The organism is Microbacterium sp. W4I20 (genome assembly GCF_030816505.1).
In the GTDB taxonomy this organism is placed as follows: domain Bacteria; phylum Actinomycetota; class Actinomycetes; order Actinomycetales; family Microbacteriaceae; genus Microbacterium.
This window is the reverse complement of the sequence record NZ_JAUSYB010000001.1, coordinates 3,564,873-3,580,055: the sequence shown is the minus strand read 5'-3', so window position 1 is coordinate 3,580,055 and position 15,183 is coordinate 3,564,873. Positions and strand designations below refer to the sequence as shown.

Below are 15,183 nucleotides of genomic sequence, written 5' to 3'. Positions count from 1 at the left end.
TGGGTTTCACATCATGCCCCACCGGCACGCCGGAATCGGCGTGCTTTTTCGTGTGGTGGGTATGCCGTGGAGGCGGACCGGCAAGGTGCCGACGCCCAGTGCGCACGTCAAGACGTGCACACACCTGAACAAGTGTAATGCCGCGTAACCTGGCGGTCAAATGAGCGCCAGGGCGCGACTAGGGCGCCTCGGGGTCGAAGGGCGAGTCCAGGGACTGGGTGAGCTCAGCCAGAAGGGCTTCGATCTGCGGCTCGATGTGCTGTGAGATGGCGGCCTGGATGTACAGCCGATGCCGCAGCAGGATGCCGCAGATCTCGCGTCCGATCATGTTGGCGTACTCGTCGGCGAGGGCCACCTCCTGCCGCAGCGCGACCTTGGCCTCCTCGGTCAGCGGCGGGAGCGGCGGGAGTTCGTCGGCTGCCTCGTCCGCCATCCCGGCGATCGTGAAGAGGAAGGGCGCCCCCGGCACCGGTTCGGGGTCGAGCGGAAGCCCGTCGAACTCGGGCTCCAGGTTCTCCGCCGGACGGTAGCTCCGCGCACGATTGCGCGCGGCCTGCTGATCGAGCTCGCGCTGCAGCATCGGAAGGTTGCGGGCCGTGTAATCGGCGACGGCATGATCGACGATCGTCTTCATGCGGGTGGAGAGTCCGTGCTGCACGCCGTGCGGGGTGTTGGCGCCGATGCCCGCCGCGGACAGGATCGGGGATCCCAGGCAGCGACGGCAGGGCGCGACGCGGCCGCGATGAGTCGCCGGCTCCCAGCGCGGCACCCAGCGCAGCCAGGCCTCGACGGCCTGGTCCACCTGCGTCTCCAACGAGCGCTCCACCCCACCAGCGTACGGCGCGTCGCCCGCCACCGTCGCGATTTCCCCGTCGCGGCGGGGCGTCATTCCTCGTCGTCGCGCTCCCACCGCCAGCGCGGCCTCTCCGCGCGGGTCCGTCGCAGAGCGATCCCGCCCCACGCGGCGACCGCCGCGGCCAGGAGAAGCACGGCGCTCGCCCCGCCTCGCACGAGGTCGCCGGCGACCGCCGTGGCGATCACCGCGTTGCCAACACCTGCGAGGACGGCGACCCACACGCCGATGAGATGGGCGAGGGCAGCCGTCAGCGAGATCGTGATCGCGGCGAGGAAGGACGGCTTCCCGCGTCGGAGGGTCGACCAGAGCATCGCAGCGAACGCGACGACCGACGCCAGCATGCCGATGACTCCCGGCATCTGGCCCAATCCGGGGACCGCGATGATGTCGGCGTCGGTCAGCAGGCTCAGCGCTCCGAGTCCGAAGACCGCGAGAGCGAAGTAGCCGACTGTGGCCAGCACCAGCGCGAGGACAGCCGAAACCCCCGCGGACTCGGGTCCGCGGGGGTCGGGCGTGGTGGAGTCCGTGATTACCTCGCCAGCGTCGGACCGGCTTCGAGGGTGCGCTCGTACTCGCGCTGCGCCTCGGCGTTCAGCTCGGTCTTGCGGGCGCCACTGCGTGCGACCCAGGCGCCGAACCAGATGGTCAGCTCCCGGGCGAACACGAACGCGGCGATCGCCAGCGGGGCCAGCAGCTGCGTGCCGACGAGTTCGAGGCCCTGGGCGGAGGTGAGCTTCCAGAAGGGCTCCTCGAACAGCTGCCCGAGGATATGCCCGGCATACGCGATGACACCGACCAGGATGCCGAACACGACCCAGAGGCCCCAGCGTCCTCGGTTGATGATCGCACCGAGCAGCCAGAACCCGAGGAAGAAGACGACCACGGGCGTCCAGAAGCCCCAGGTGACGAGCGGAGCGACCACGGCTTCGCCGATGTTCTCGCCCGTGACGTCACCGGCGAGGGCGCCGAGACCGAGGGTGGCGCCGAGGTACAGGATCGCGAAGACGAGGGTCGCGAGGAGCCCGATCGCACCGGCGGTGCCGCGGTTGCCCCGGTCGCGCGGCGGCTCGGGCGCCTGCACGAAGATCGGCTGCGGCGCCTGCGAGGTGGCGACGACCAGCGGCTCGGACGGGACGATGCGGGTCTCGGTGTCGTCGGCCGTCGATGAGTAGGCGCTGCCTGCCAGCGTCGAGTCCTCGTGGTCGCGGGCCGCCGGGGCGCGGTACTCGTCATCCGCCGAAGCTCGGTACTCGTTCGCGGCGGGGGCACGGTACTCGTCGGCGGACGGGGCACGGTACTCGTCGCGGGAGGGCGCAGCGAATACCGCCGTCGCGTCGGCGTCGGCGTAGCGATCGCTCGCGTCGGACGGAGGCGTTGCCGCGGGGGTCGCAGAGGAGAACAGGCCGGGGTGGTCCCGCTCGGCCTCTTCGAAGGCGGCGAGGTCCGGGTCGGCGGGCGTGCTCTGCGGCGCGTCGGCGCCGGCGCCCGGAACGTCCGCACCTGCGGCTGCGGCGTCGTCGAGGCTCGCGTTGGCGCTGCCGACCACGTCGTCGACGTTCGCCGGCTTGTCGGTCTTGTGAACCTCAGGATCGCTCATGGGGTGCGCCTCTCATCGGGTATGTGCTCTGTGAGATTACCGCCGCGCATGCAGCGGCTCCCGGAGGCGTGCCGACGTGTCGCCATTCGGCACCGCCCTGGCGCCGCGGTCTTGGTCAGGGAAGCGCGCTGCGCAGAGCATTCCCGGCGAACTCGGCGAGGAACGGGAGCATGGGCAGCGACAGCCACATCAGCCCCGCGATGATGCCCGCGCACAGCACGCCGACGAACCAGCTGAACCCGAGGTTCCGTCCCGCGACGCGTGCCATGTCTCCACGGTACGACGGACGCCCGCGGTCATCGGGGAGCAACGCCGGTCAGCGGGCGGCGCGTCCTCGCAGCCGCCACAGCAGCCAGAGTCCGGATGCCGGGATGAGCAGGAACCCGAGAAGGATCAGGAGGTGCCACTCCCCCAGGCCGGGAACGAGCGGATTGTTCCCCGGGGCCTCGAACGCGCCCGACGAGGCGCCGCCCGGCCCCGCGCCCGTGACGCCGGACACGATCCAGGAGATCAAGAGCGACAGCCCCGTGAACGCGAACGGCACCGCGATCGCGACGGCCTTCTCCCATCTCCTCCACAGCGTCGCCGAGGTGACGAGGGCGATCCCCACGATCCATCCGAGCACGGGCAGCACGAAACCGCCGAAGCTGAGCGTCAGCGCGGCCGTGATCGCGAATCCTCTCGTGGCGGTGGCGGGCAGGCGCCGCACCGCCGGGGCGACGGGCGGTGCGGCCGCGTAGGCGGTGCCCGCCGGCACCTCGCGCTGCGCCTCTTCCGCGATGCTCTCGGGATGGCCCAGCTGCGCGATCTTCGCAGCCGTGGCGTCGGCATCCAGCCCTTCGAGCTCTTCGATGATTCCGCCGCGGATGTCGGACGCGACGCCGTGCGGCAGGTGGCGCATGGCCTCGTCGAGCCGAGCGAGGTAGTCCGCACGGAGCTGTTCAGCGGTGGTGTCTGTCATGGTCGTCCCTCTCCGACGATGCCCGTGACGACACGGGCGAATGGGCTCCACTGCATGCGGAAGCGCTCGAGCTGCTCGATCCCGACATCCGTGAGGCGGTAGTACTTGCGCACCGGGCCGCTCTCGGACGGCAGGTCGAAGGTGCTCACCCAACCGTTGTCGCGCAACCGGCCGAGCAGGGGGTAGAGCGTGCCGATGCTGGCGATCAGTCCGGCGCGGGTGAGCGCGTCGGAGAGCTGCCAGCCGTACATCGGCTCGCCCGCGAGAAGGCCGAGCACGCAGTACTCGACCACCCCTTTGCGCATCTGCGCTCCGACATCGGCTGTCATGCATGACAAGGTAGCATGCCACGCATGCTACCTGCTCTCGGATAGCCCTGCACGATCTGCAGCCGGCGGAATCAGCCGCCGGGCCTCCGGGAAAACGCTGCGCTCGGTAGACTCTCGGCATGGCTGACAGTTCTTTCGACATCGTCTCCAAGGTCGACCACCAGGAGGCGGACAACGCCCTCAATCAGACGCGCAAGGAGATCGAGCAGCGCTACGACTTCAAGGGCACCGAGGCCTCGATCGCGTGGAGCGGCGAGCAGGTGCTCATCATCGCCAACTCCGAGGAGCGCGCGAAGGCCGTCCTCGACGTGTACCAGTCGAAGCTGGTCCGCCGCGGCATCTCGCTCAAGAGCCTCGAGTCCGGCGACCCGTTCGCCAGCGGTAAGCTCTTCCGGATCGTCTCCACCCTCAAGGACGGCATCTCGTCGGAGAACGCGAAGAAGATCAACAAGATCATCCGCGACGAGGGCCCGAAGGGCGTCAAGAGCCAGATCCAGGGCGATGAGCTGCGGGTGCAGTCCAAGAGCCGCGACGATCTGCAGGCCGTCATGGCGCTGCTTCGGGGATCGGACCTCGACGTCGATCTGCAGTTCATCAACTACCGGTAGAGCCCGCCGGCCTTACCCGGGGCATACCGGCGAGCACCTAGGGCTATTCGCCGATGCGCATCGTGCTCAGCTGCACGTCGAGTTCCTGCACCCGCGCGGCGTCTCCGTGATCCATCGCAGCCTGCCGCAGGTGCTCGAGTTTCGCGATCTCGTCGAGCTTCGTAGCAGTACCGTCGCGAAGGCGCTCCGCGATCGCTTCGTCGAGGCCTTCGAGCTCTTCCGGGTCGTGTTCGCGCATGTCCGTACTCTACCGACGAAGACCGCCCCTATCAGAGGAGCAGCTTCTTCAGATCATCGAGGGAGATCGTCAGGCCGCTGCCGGCGGGATCGCCCTCCTCGACCTCGAAGTCGTAGAGGTCGCCCGAGCGTCGGAGGTGGGCGACGTAGTCGATGTCGTGCGCCCGGTGCACGTCCCACACGCCCGGCGCGACGTTGGTGAACCGGTAGGTGTTGTTGGCGTTGCTCCATTCGGTCACGCGGTCGGGAAGGTCTTCGAGTGTGATCGAGTCGCTCATGCGGGCACTCTACAAGCACGATCTGTCGGCACCCTCCGGAGATCGTGTTTGTCGCAAAGAAATTGCATTCTGATATATCGGAACAAGTGGTCAAGACTGGTCAAGGTCGCTTCTCGATGCGGCCGACGACGCGTCCGATGTGACGCACTGCCGTCGAACGGCTCCACGCTCTACGAATTGTGGGCCTCCCCCCGTGGGGACGGGGTTCACGGTGGTTCCGCGCGTTCGCGTCGTCTGTGGTCGGCGGGCGCTCCGCGTCCGTCGGCCACAGAGAGCTTGGTATGTAATGCGGCACGACGTCGTCTCCGCGGGCATCTGCGCGCGGCTACGGTGGTGCGCGTGGAGTGTTGGTTTCCTGCGCGCTCTGTGATGTAGTTGCCCTCCCGGGCGCATCACGGGGCGCTCGGGCGGAGAGTGCAACTGGGGGCGGACCCATGGAGAACCTGGCAGCGAAGAACATCGGCGAGAGCAAGCAACTGCTCGCCGAAGAGGTCTTCCACCACATCGGAAGTCAGATCGTCGAGGGAACCCTCGGGCCGGGGCAGCGCATCCGCGACCTCGACGTCGCCGAGCAGCTCCATGTGTCACGCACGCCGGTGCGCGAAGCGCTGCAGCGACTCGAGCGCCTCGGCATGGTCATGATGTACCCCAGCCGGTACACGGAGGTCACCGAAGTCACATCCGACACCGTCGCCCAGTCGCTGGCTTTCGGCGGCTACCAGGCCGGCATCGCCGCACGCCTCGCCGTTCCGCGCCTCACGGCTCCGCAGCGCCAGTACGCCGCGAAGCTCATCGAGCAGATGTACGACTCGCTCGCCGACAGCACCCGGACGATGGACACGCGCTGGGCAGTGTTCGCCTTCCTCGGCGAGCACAGCGGAAACGCGCAGCACTGCGTCTTGATCGAGGAGAACACCATGGCACTGCTCCGCAACCTGCGCGAGTGGACGGTGCCGGTCGAAGACCGCGAGCGCATGCTGCAGATCTATGTCGACTTCCGCGAGGCGGTCCTCCGCGGAGACGGGATCGAAGCCGAGCGCCTCACCCGCGCGATGCACTACGTGTGACCGGCGTCCCGTCGACCGCGCGCCATCCCGTGACCCAGCGATCCAGGCGTCGATAGGCGTCTTCTCTGGCGTCGTGCCGCGACAGGAAGACGTCGTGCAACGCCCCGTCGATCCGCTCGACCGTGACGGAAGACCCCAGCCGGAGCGCGGCACGCGCGATGTCATCGACGACCAGGACGGAGTCGACGGACGTGAGCTCCTCGGACCATCGGGTGGGCGGCGCTGACCGGGCGGAGAGCAGCACGCACACGGGCGCCGCGATCGAGAGTCCATCCGCGACCTTCTTGTGGCCGGACAGGATCGCATGCAGCCACCCGGCGTACACGGCCATCGTCTGCGCGGGACGCCAGAGCGGATTGACCTCGACCGGATCATCGGCATCCGCCACCTCCTGCTGCGCCCTCGTGTAGAAGCCCAGGTCGATCTGCGGAGCCACATCGAGCGGCCGGATCCGCGCCTGGAACTCGACCATCGGGGCGATCGCCGCGCGCACGGGCGCGACCTGGAACTCCAGCCACGGACTGTTCAGGATGACCGCGTCGACGGCATCCGGATGGCGAGACGCCCAGAGGCTGAGGGTCAGACCGCCCGTCGAGTGCCCGAGCAGCACGAGCCGCCGACCGCCTCCCGAGCCCTCGGCGGAGTGGCCCATCGCCGCGAGAGCCGCCGCGATGTCCTCGTCGTAGGTGGTGAGGTCGGCGATGTAACCAGGGGTCTGCCCGTCGCGCAGACTGCGCCCGTACTTGCGCAGGTCGAGGGCGAAGAAGCGCGCCCCTCTCGCGGTCCAGAACCGGGCGAGGCGCTTCTGGAAGAAATAGTCCGACCAGCCGTGCACGTAGAGCACGTCGACATCTTCGAGGAGACGACGGTGCCCACGGACGCGGTCCCACCACTCCTGCTCGGGCGGCAGCGCGCGCACCAGGGTCGCGACGACCGGACCCTGCTCGTCGTCGCCGAGCTCGAGCGTGAGCTGTTCGAACTCGTCGCCGAGCACGTCGGCCATCCACTCGGTCATGCGGTCACCCCCGCTGCCAGGCTAGCCGAGGCCCCTCACAGGGCGCGGGCCGCACAGGCACCCGCGCGGATCCGAAGAGTCACTCGCCGCGTGAGACCCGCACCATCTCGTCGCGCGGAACGACCTTCACGCGAGCACGCTCGTCGGGAGCGCCGAGGGCGATCTCGTGCTCGTCGAGCCGGTGCCACCCCTCCAGATCGGTCCACTTCACGCCGCGCTCCTGCAGCAGTGCCGGGATCGATTCCTCGGACGGGTCCTCCGGGTGCCACCAGGAACCCTGGTCGTTGATGATGTGACGGACGGTCTCCATGGCGTCGGACTTGGTGTGCCCGATCAGGCCGACGGGGCCGCGCTTGATCCAGCCGGTCGCGTAGATGCCGGAGACCCGCTCGTTGGAGTCCTTCGCGAGCACCTGGCCCTCGCGGTTCGGGATCACGCCGTGCCGCTTGTCGAATGGGACGCCGGGCAGCGGCGACCCGAAGTAGCCGATCGCGCGGTAGAGCGCCTGGATCGGGACCTCACGCAGCTCGCCGGTGCCGACCGCACCGCCTTCGCCGTCGGGCTGCGTGCGCTCGTAGACGAGGGCGGCGACCCGGCCGTTCTCGTCCTTGCGCACCTCGACGGGGCGCGCCCAGAAGTGCAGGTGCAGGCGACGCGAGGCCGTGCCGCCGGCATTGTTCACCGAGTCCCGCTTGCGCCACGACTGGAGCACGCGGTCGATGACCATGACCTGCTTGTTGCTGGCGACGGCCTCCTTCGAAGCCTCGTCGTAGTCGAAGTCCTCGTCGTAGACGACCATGTCGACGTCGCGCAGCTCGCCCAGCTCACGGAGCTCCAGTGGGGTGAACTTCACCTGCGCGGGGCCGCGGCGACCGAACACGTGCACATCGGTGACGGCGCTGGCCTTGAGCCCCTCGTAGACGTTCGCCGGGACCTCGGTGACGAGCAGATCCTCGGCGTGCTTCGCCAGCATCCGGGCCACGTCGAGAGCGACGTTGCCGTTGCCGATCACGGCGACCGATTCGGCGTCCAACGGCCACTCGCGCGGCACATCCGGGTGGCCGTCGAACCAGCTGACGTAGTCGGCGGCGCCGTAGGAACCGACGGCATCGACGCCCGGGATCTCCATCGAGGTGTCGCGGATCGCGCCGGTCGCGAAGATCACGGCGTTGTAGTGGTGCTTGAGGTCGTCGAGGGTGATGTCCTCACCGAAGCGGACGTTGCCGAACAGGCGGATGTCACCGCGGTCCAGCACGTCACGCAGAGCCGAGATGATGCCCTTGATGCGCGGGTGGTCGGGTGCGACGCCGTAGCGGACGAGTCCGTACGGTGCCGGCAGCTGCTCGAACAGGTCGATGGACACGTCGAACTTGCGCTCGGCCTTCAGCAGGATGTCCGCCGCATAGATGCCGGCGGGGCCCGCACCGACGATGGCCAGTCTGAGCTTGGTCATGGGAGGTCCTTTCGTATGCCGGCGCGTCCGTCACGCAGCCATCCGGCCGCGCGAGCAGGATCAGCTGGAGCGCTCGGCGAGGGTCTCTGCGAATCGGGTCAGCGCCTCACGCACGGTGCCGCGCGGCAGGGGTCCGAGCGCGTCGATCGCGCCCTGAGTCCACGAGTGGGCGAGTTCCAGGGTCTTCTGCGTGACTGCGTGGTCGCGCAGCTCGTCGAGGGGGCCGTCGAGGATCGCCGGGTCGGCGCCGTCGGCGATCAGCGCGACGCCGTCGTCGATGCGTGCGGCGAGGTCGACGGATGCCGCGTCGGATTCGGCCTTCAGCAGGAGGTACGGCATGGTCGGGACACCGGCGCGCAGGTCGGTGCCGGGCACTTTGCCGGTGTCTTCGGGCTTGGCCGACAGGTCGATCACGTCGTCGAGCAGCTGGAACGCCACCCCGATCTTCTCGCCGTAGAGCCGCATCGGCTCCTCGTACTCGCTCGGAGCGTTCGAGAAGATCACACCGCCCTGGGTCGCCGCGGCGATCAGGGAGCCGGTCTTGTCAGCGAGCACCTGGATGTAGAACGCGATGGGATCGTCGTCGGGCTGCGCACCGAGGGTCTCATGCATCTGCCCGAGCACGAGGCGCTCGAACGTGTCGGCCTGCAGGCGGATCGCCCGCTCACCGAGTCGCGACATGAGCTGGCTCGCCCGGGAGAAAAGGATGTCGCCGGTGAGGATGGCGATGCTGTTGCCCCAGACCGCGTGCGCCGCGGGAACCCCCCGGCGGCGGTCGGCACCGTCCATGACGTCGTCGTGGTACAGCGACCCGAGGTGCGTGATCTCGAGCGCCTTGGCGACGTCGATCACCTCATCGGTGTTGCCGTCGCCCAGCTGGGCTGCGAGGAGGGTCAGGACCGGACGGATGCGCTTGCCACCGGCCTCGTAGAGGTACCGGCTCGCGGCGTCGGCCAGCGGATCAGCGACCCGCACGTCGTCCGCCAGTCCTGTCTCGACCCGCTCGAGGCCGTCTTCGATGGCGCGCGCGACGCGACGGGCGGCAGGACCGATGAAGACACGGTCGCTGAAGCCCAGTCGGCTCGCCAGTCGCGAACCCGGGGCGATGGGGCTCGAAGTCACGGTCCCAGCCTACCTTCGTCGTGCGCGGCGATCTGCGCCGGGCGGTGTCACTCGGGCTTACGGGCTCTGTGCAGGGCGACGATGCCGAACGAGAGGTTGCGATAGGCGACGTCCGTCCACCCGGCTTCCCGGATCCACGCGGACAGCTTCTTCTGGTTCGGCCAGTCCCTGATCGACTCGTTCAGGTAGTCGTAGGCCTCGCCGTTGGTGCCGGCGACCCGCGCCACCCGCGGGAGCACCTGGTCGTTGTAGAAGCGGTAGGCCCCGCGGAAGAGCTTGCCCGGAGGGGTGGAGAACTCGTTGATCACGAGTCGGCCGCCGGGCTTCGTGACGCGTAGCAGCTCGCGCAGCGCCTTCTTCGGGTCGCTCACGTTGCGGAGCGCATACGACATCGTGACGGCGTCGAACTGGGCGTCGTCGAACGGCAGATCGGTGGCGTCTGCCTGCACGAACGAGAGATTGCGCAGGGCGCCGTGCCGACGCTGGCCTTCGGCGAGCATCCCCGGCGAGAAGTCGGCGGCGACCACCTGCGCCCCGCTGCGAGCCAGCGACGCCGACGATGAGGCAGTTCCGGCTCCGAGATCGAGGATGCGCTCCCCCGGCTTCGGTGCGACGGCCCGCGTCGTGGCCGCACGCCACAGGGCGTCGTTGCCGAAGGTCATCGCGGTGTTCGTGCGGTCGTAGCCGGCGGCGACCTGGTCGAACATGCCGCTCACGCGAGCGGGGTCCTTGCCCAGATCGGCGCGGTTCTTCTCGTTCGAGGTCACGGGTCCAGTCTAGGCGCGAGGGCGAGTCGCTCGAGGCGATCGAGCCACGGATCGGCGGTGGCATCGTCGAAGGGCGCGACCTGCGCCCGCACGCGCTCCTCGAGGTCGAGAGCGAGGGCCTCGAGACGCGCCATGACGTCGGCCGGATACCCGTAGCGGATGCTGTGCTCCGCCCACTCGTCGCGGTCGTCGACCCAGGTGCCGCGCTCCCCCTCGACCCGCACGACGTCGAGGTCCATGTCGATGCCGGTGGCCAGCAACGGGTCGTCCGACCATCGGATGTCCCATCCGAGGTCGATGTAGATGCGCATGCCCTTCGGATGGTCGCGATTCACCGTGAGCGCGTAGTCTCCGGCCGGCGGGACGAGTGTGACGTTGGGTCCGGCCGCGACGAACTCCGCGCCCGGGCGGGCGCTGCGCCATCCGATCGGCTGGCCGATCCAGTCGCCCCACTCGTCCGCACCGAGGTAGATGCACTCGTGCCGCCAGTGCGGCGAGCCGTCCCACTTGCGCCACTGGAAGATCATCTCGGCGCCGACCGCGGGACGTGCATCGCTCATCCGCCCACCCTACGACCGCGTGATGGCACGTCGGTCGCGCCGCTTAGGCTGGGAGCGTGCACACCTCCCATCTGGTCGTGGAGACCCGCGAGATAGACCCGGTCGAAGACCTCCTGGCCTACGCGGATCCCGGCCGGCCGCTCGCCTGGTTGCGGCGCGGCGACGGCATCGTCGCGGTCGGTGAGCCGCTCGCCGAGATCCGTCCGCAGACCGGAGCCGACGAGTCACGCGGGGCGGCGCTCGCGACACTCTGGCGCGACATGGCGGCAGACGCCGAGATCGACGACGCCGTCGGACTGCCCGGGTCTGGCCTCGTCGCCTTCGGAGCCTTCGCATTCGACGAGGACTCGGCCGCCGACAGTGTGCTGATCGTGCCGACGCAGGTGCTCGGACGCCACGGCGACCGCTTCTGGCGCACGCGCATCCGCCTCGCCTCGATGCCCGCGAGCGGAGAGGCACTCGCCGAGCAGCCGTACGGACCGCACTGGGCGGGCACCGTCGGACCCGGGGCACAGAGCCCGCAGGGCTACCAGGACTCGGTGCGCCGCGCCCTCGACCGCATCGCCGACGGCGAGCTGAGCAAGGTCGTGCTCGCGCGCGACCTCACCGGCAGCATCCCCGCCGGCTCGGATCTGCGACGGCTCGTGCGCGCGCTCGCGACCGGCTACCCCGACACGTGGGCGTTCGCCGTGGACGGACTCATCGGCGCGAGCCCGGAGACCCTGGTCACCGTGCAGGGCGGCACGGTGACGGCACGGGTGCTCGCCGGCACGATCGGGCGCGGCGCGGATGCGGATGCCGACACCGCGGCATCCGCTCATCTGGCGTCGAGCACCAAGGACCTCGACGAGCACGGGTACGCCGTGCAGAGCGTGCTGGCATCGCTGCGACCGCACACTCGCGCCCTCGCCGCGAGCGAGCAGCCGTTCCTGCTGAAGCTGCCGAACCTGTTCCATCTCGCGACCGACGTCGAGGGCGAGCTCGCGACTGGCGAATCGGCGCTCGACCTCGTGCGTGCGCTGCATCCGACGGCGGCCGTCGCCGGCACGCCGACCTCGGCGGCGATCGCCGCGATCCGCGACCTGGAGCCCTTCGACCGCGGCCGTTACGCCGGACCGGTCGGATGGGTGGATGCCGCGGGCAACGGCGAGTGGGCGATCGCGCTGCGGTGCGCCCAGTTCACGACCGCGGCCGACGACATCCGCGTGACGGCCTACGCCGGGGCGGGCATCGTGGCCGGCTCCGACCCCGAGTCGGAGCTGCTGGAGACCCGGGTGAAGTTCCGCCCGCTGGTCGACGCCCTCGCCTGACCTGCACTCCGGTTCCTGAGCGAGCGCAGCGAGACGAAGGGCGGTTCCTGAGCGACACTTCGTCTCGCTCCGCTCGCTCAGCGCGAGTCTCCGCGAGACGAAGGATCAGCTGGCGGCGAGGCGCTTCTTCTCGGCCTCGACGTCGAAGTCGGCTCCCGGCCACTGCGGGTCGATGTCCTCGAGGGTGGCCAGCAGCAGCTCCTGCACCGCGAGGCGCGCGAACCACTTCGAGTTCGCCGGCACGACGTACCAGGGTGCGTCGTCGGTCGAGGTGCGATCGAACACGGCCTGGTAGGCCTCCATGTACTGCGGCCACAGCATCCGCTCGTCGACATCGCCGGGGTTGTACTTCCAGTACTTGTCCGGGCGCTCGAGGCGTTCCATCAGCCGCGACTTCTGCTCGTCGGGCGAGATGTGCAGCATGACCTTGATGATGCGGGTGCCGGATGCGGCGACTCGCGCCTCGAACTCGCGGATCGCGCCGAAGCGGCGTTCGATCTCGACCGGTTCGGCCAGCTGCCGCACGCGTCCGATCAGCACGTCCTCGTAGTGCGACCGATCGAAGACCCCGATGAATCCGGGCTCCGGCAGGCGCTTCTCGATGCGCCAGAGGAAGTCGTGTGCGCGCTCCTCCTCGGTCGGCGCCTTGAAGGCGGCGAGCGAGATGCCCTGCGGATCGACGCCGCCGACCACGTGCCGCACGATGCCGCCCTTGCCGGCGGAGTCCATCGCCTGCAGGACGAGCAGCACGGAGTCCTTCGCCACGCCGACGCGGCTCTCGGCGAAGAGGCGCTCCTGCAGGACGTTGAGCTTCTCGAGGCCCGCGGCGAGGTCTTTCACCCCGTGGGACTTGCCCCGGTCGTACCCCGGCTTGCCGTCGGGGTCGATGTCGGCGAGGCGGAATCCGTCGCCGACTCGCAGCGTCTGGGTCCAGGTGTGCGCGTCCATACGCACATCCTGCCAGTCATCGGGCCAGCGGGACCTCGATGATCTGGCGACCGCCGCGCGGCGCTGTCAGCGCCTGGTCGAGAGCCGTGCGCGTGGTGACCCGCTGATACTCCCAGCCGTAGGCGAGGGCGAGCTGCTCGAGTCGTACGGTGTGCGGGGTGTAGAAGGCGCGGTCGAGATCGGCCGGTGCCGCGGATGCCGCGACCTCGAGCGCGTCGAAGATCGTGCCGCCGCCGTCGTTGCCGACGATGACCTGCAGCCGCGGTTCGGTCTCGTCGGGCGGGAGCATCAGGGCGCCGACGTCGTGCAGGAACGCGAGGTCGCCCAGCAGCACACGAGTGATCCCGGGGGCTCCGGCCGCCTGGCTGGCGAGAGCGATGCCGGTGGCGGTGGCGATGGTGCCGTCGATGCCGGCGAGACCGCGGTTCGCGTGCACCGGGACCTTCTTGCCGCCGAGCACGGCGTCGGCGACCCGAACCAGCCGCGACGATCCGAACATCAGCCGGTCGTGCGGCCAGGTCGCGCGCCACACCGCATCGACGAGCAGCTCTCGGTCGAGGGGGCGGCGGACCGCATCGAGCTCCGCCTTGACGGCCTCCCGGCGAGCGCTGAAGTCCTTCGAGGCGAGGGCATCCGCATCGGGCGCGTGCTCGCTCAGGTCGATGACCTCTGCGGCGGAGGCTGCCAGCCACTCGCCGAGCCATTCCCGATCGGTCGCGCCCGGCTCGACGGCGACGGCCGCGACCGCGCGGGTGCGTCCATTGAGGTTGAGTTCCTCCCCACCGTGGCGCACCGCGACGATATCGACCTCGGCGCGGGACAGCAGACCGGTGACCTCGCGGCTGAGCGTGGGATGGCCCAGCACGACGACGCGTTCGATCCGTCCGCCCAGCTCTTCACGGCGCAGCAGTGAGCGGTAGCCGTGCACGAGCTGCCGTCCGAACCGTGCGCCGCTCACGATCTCGGCGATCAGCGGCCAGCCGCCCGCATGGGCGATCTCCTCGGCGTCGGGTCCGGAATCGGCACCCGCGACGACGACTGTGCGGGGCCCGCGCTCGAGCAGGAATGGCTCGGGCGCTGCAGACCGCGGGGCATCGCCCGGCGCGGCCGCGATGTCAGGCAGAACACCGGAGAGCGGTTCGCGCGACGGAAGGTTCAGGTGCACGGGTCCGGCGACGCCCGGCACCTTGCCCGCGGCATCCGTCGCGCCCAGGGCAGCGGCGACGGCGCGCGCGGCGAGACCGGTCCAATCGCCCTCGCCGGGGACCGGAGCATCGATCTGCTCCCGCACCCAGCGGTCGAACAGGCCGACCTGCAGGGTCGCCTGGTTCGCCCCGACGCCGCGCAGTTCCGGCGGGCGGTCGGCGGTGAGCAGCAGCAGCGGCACGCCGGAGTGGAACGACTCCATGACCGCGGGCAGCAGATTCGCCACCGCGGTGCCGGAGGTGCAGATCACGGCCGCCGGCACACCGCTTTCGCGACCGATGCCCAGCGCGGTGAATCCGGCGACCCGCTCGTCGACGCGCACATGCACGCGCAGTGCTCCGTCACCGGCGAACCGCACCGCGGCGAGCGCGAGCGCCTGAGAACGCGAACCCGGCGAGAGCACGATGTCGCGCACGCCGTGCGCGACGAGATCGGCGATCAGGGATGCCGCAGCATCCGTCGCCGGTGATGAGGTCACGGGCGCGGGTCCGCGGCGGGAGGCTCGTCGGTCTCCTCGTCCAGGCGGGCGAGTTCCTCTTCGAGGCGCTTGATGCGGGCGTCCTGCTCGGTCTTGCTGATGCTGTTCAGGAACGCGGGATCGTCGTCGGGGGCGAGCACCCGGCGGGTGCCCTGGTCGTTCGTGCGGCGACGGCCGATCACGAACCACAGGATGCCGCCGATCACGGGGATGAGCACGACGATCGCGATCCAGGCGGCCTTGGGCACGCCACGGTGCCGCGTCGCCGGCTGTACGGCGCAGTCCACGATGCTGAACACCCAGAACACCGCCGCCAGGAAGCCGCCGATGATCAGTAGTCTCGCCACCCTTCCAGTGTAAGCGTGCGGGAAGGGGTCGGTCCGCGTCGGGC

The 15,183-nt window shown here is 69.7% G+C and carries 19 protein-coding genes; 3 read left to right on the top strand and 16 right to left on the bottom strand.

The window, feature by feature from the left end; translation table 11 throughout:
- Nucleotides 1-178: 178 nt before the first annotated feature.
- From QFZ21_RS17340 to QFZ21_RS17315, 6 genes are all read right to left on the bottom strand, one after another.
- Nucleotides 179-826 carry a spermidine/putrescine ABC transporter substrate-binding protein gene (locus QFZ21_RS17340; RefSeq protein WP_307380069.1) on the bottom strand — a complete coding sequence of 216 codons (648 nt, stop codon included), beginning with the start codon at nt 824-826 and terminating at the stop codon, nt 179-181.
- Nucleotides 827-885: 59 nt separating this feature from the next.
- Complete coding sequence (locus QFZ21_RS17335; protein ID WP_307380068.1) at nt 886-1,317, bottom strand: hypothetical protein; 432 nt, start codon at nt 1,315-1,317, stop codon at nt 886-888.
- Between the two features lie 68 nt (nt 1,318-1,385).
- The gene (locus QFZ21_RS17330; RefSeq protein ID WP_307380067.1) at nt 1,386-2,453 is read right to left on the bottom strand and encodes an ABC transporter; all 1,068 of its coding nucleotides are present in this window, start codon (nt 2,451-2,453) and stop codon (nt 1,386-1,388) included.
- Nucleotides 2,454-2,568: 115 nt separating this feature from the next.
- A complete protein-coding gene (locus QFZ21_RS17325) occupies nt 2,569-2,721 on the bottom strand; it encodes a hypothetical protein (protein WP_307380066.1) in 153 nt (50 codons plus the stop codon).
- 48 nt (nt 2,722-2,769) lie between these two features.
- Complete coding sequence (locus tag QFZ21_RS17320; protein WP_307380065.1) at nt 2,770-3,414, bottom strand: hypothetical protein; 645 nt, start codon at nt 3,412-3,414, stop codon at nt 2,770-2,772.
- Nucleotides 3,411-3,743: a PadR family transcriptional regulator gene (locus QFZ21_RS17315; RefSeq protein ID WP_307380064.1), complete on the bottom strand. Its 333-nt coding sequence runs from the start codon at nt 3,741-3,743 to the stop codon at nt 3,411-3,413. The genes QFZ21_RS17320 and QFZ21_RS17315 overlap by 4 nt, the downstream gene beginning before the upstream one ends.
- A 119-nt stretch (nt 3,744-3,862) precedes the next feature.
- On the opposite strand from QFZ21_RS17315, the gene QFZ21_RS17310 reads away from it, so the two are divergent.
- Nucleotides 3,863-4,351 carry a YajQ family cyclic di-GMP-binding protein gene (locus QFZ21_RS17310; RefSeq protein ID WP_307380062.1) on the top strand — a complete coding sequence of 163 codons (489 nt, stop codon included), beginning with the start codon at nt 3,863-3,865 and terminating at the stop codon, nt 4,349-4,351.
- A gap of 43 nt (nt 4,352-4,394) precedes the next feature.
- On the opposite strand, the gene QFZ21_RS17305 is transcribed toward QFZ21_RS17310, so the two are convergent.
- A complete protein-coding gene (locus QFZ21_RS17305) occupies nt 4,395-4,589 on the bottom strand; it encodes a hypothetical protein (protein WP_307380060.1) in 195 nt (64 codons plus the stop codon).
- A 31-nt stretch (nt 4,590-4,620) separates the two neighbouring features.
- Complete coding sequence (locus QFZ21_RS17300; protein ID WP_307380058.1) at nt 4,621-4,866, bottom strand: hypothetical protein; 246 nt, start codon at nt 4,864-4,866, stop codon at nt 4,621-4,623.
- Between the two features lie 434 nt (nt 4,867-5,300).
- On the opposite strand from QFZ21_RS17300, the gene QFZ21_RS17295 reads away from it, so the two are divergent.
- Nucleotides 5,301-5,933: a GntR family transcriptional regulator gene (locus QFZ21_RS17295; protein ID WP_307380055.1), complete on the top strand. Its 633-nt coding sequence runs from the start codon at nt 5,301-5,303 to the stop codon at nt 5,931-5,933.
- Here QFZ21_RS17295 and QFZ21_RS17290 read toward each other — a convergent pair.
- The 5 genes from QFZ21_RS17290 to QFZ21_RS17270 form a co-directional block, all read right to left on the bottom strand.
- Nucleotides 5,908-6,948: an alpha/beta hydrolase gene (locus QFZ21_RS17290; RefSeq protein ID WP_307380054.1), complete on the bottom strand. Its 1,041-nt coding sequence runs from the start codon at nt 6,946-6,948 to the stop codon at nt 5,908-5,910. The genes QFZ21_RS17295 and QFZ21_RS17290 overlap by 26 nt on opposite strands.
- Nucleotides 6,949-7,027: 79 nt before the next feature.
- Nucleotides 7,028-8,401: an FAD-dependent oxidoreductase gene (locus tag QFZ21_RS17285; RefSeq protein WP_307380052.1), complete on the bottom strand. Its 1,374-nt coding sequence runs from the start codon at nt 8,399-8,401 to the stop codon at nt 7,028-7,030.
- Nucleotides 8,402-8,461: 60 nt separating this feature from the next.
- Nucleotides 8,462-9,523, bottom strand: coding sequence for a polyprenyl synthetase family protein (locus QFZ21_RS17280; RefSeq protein WP_307380050.1), 1,062 nt, complete (start codon nt 9,521-9,523; stop codon nt 8,462-8,464).
- A 47-nt stretch (nt 9,524-9,570) separates the two neighbouring features.
- Nucleotides 9,571-10,290 carry a class I SAM-dependent methyltransferase gene (locus QFZ21_RS17275; RefSeq protein ID WP_307380048.1) on the bottom strand — a complete coding sequence of 240 codons (720 nt, stop codon included), beginning with the start codon at nt 10,288-10,290 and terminating at the stop codon, nt 9,571-9,573.
- Nucleotides 10,287-10,850 (bottom strand): hypothetical protein, encoded by a 564-nt coding sequence (locus QFZ21_RS17270; RefSeq protein ID WP_307380046.1) that lies wholly within the window; start codon nt 10,848-10,850, stop codon nt 10,287-10,289. Before QFZ21_RS17270 ends, QFZ21_RS17275 begins: the two co-directional genes overlap by 4 nt.
- A 56-nt stretch (nt 10,851-10,906) precedes the next feature.
- Between QFZ21_RS17270 and QFZ21_RS17265 the strand changes: the two genes are divergently transcribed.
- Entirely contained in the window at nt 10,907-12,160 is a 1,254-nt protein-coding gene (locus tag QFZ21_RS17265; RefSeq protein WP_307380045.1) for an isochorismate synthase MenF, read from the top strand.
- Nucleotides 12,161-12,265: 105 nt separating this feature from the next.
- Here QFZ21_RS17265 and QFZ21_RS17260 read toward each other — a convergent pair whose 3' ends face one another.
- From QFZ21_RS17260 to QFZ21_RS17250, 3 genes are read right to left on the bottom strand one after another with little or no spacing between them, the layout of a single operon-like run.
- Nucleotides 12,266-13,108, bottom strand: a complete 843-nt coding sequence (locus QFZ21_RS17260) for a polyphosphate kinase 2 family protein (protein WP_307380044.1) — start codon at nt 13,106-13,108, stop codon at nt 12,266-12,268.
- Between the two features lie 16 nt (nt 13,109-13,124).
- Entirely contained in the window at nt 13,125-14,792 is a 1,668-nt protein-coding gene (gene menD / locus QFZ21_RS17255; protein ID WP_307380043.1) for a 2-succinyl-5-enolpyruvyl-6-hydroxy-3-cyclohexene-1-carboxylic-acid synthase, read from the bottom strand.
- On the bottom strand, nt 14,789-15,139 hold the full coding sequence (locus tag QFZ21_RS17250) for a PLD nuclease N-terminal domain-containing protein (protein ID WP_307380042.1): 351 nt from the start codon (nt 15,137-15,139) through the stop codon (nt 14,789-14,791). Before QFZ21_RS17250 ends, menD begins: the two co-directional genes overlap by 4 nt.
- Nucleotides 15,140-15,183: the final 44 nt, after the last annotated feature.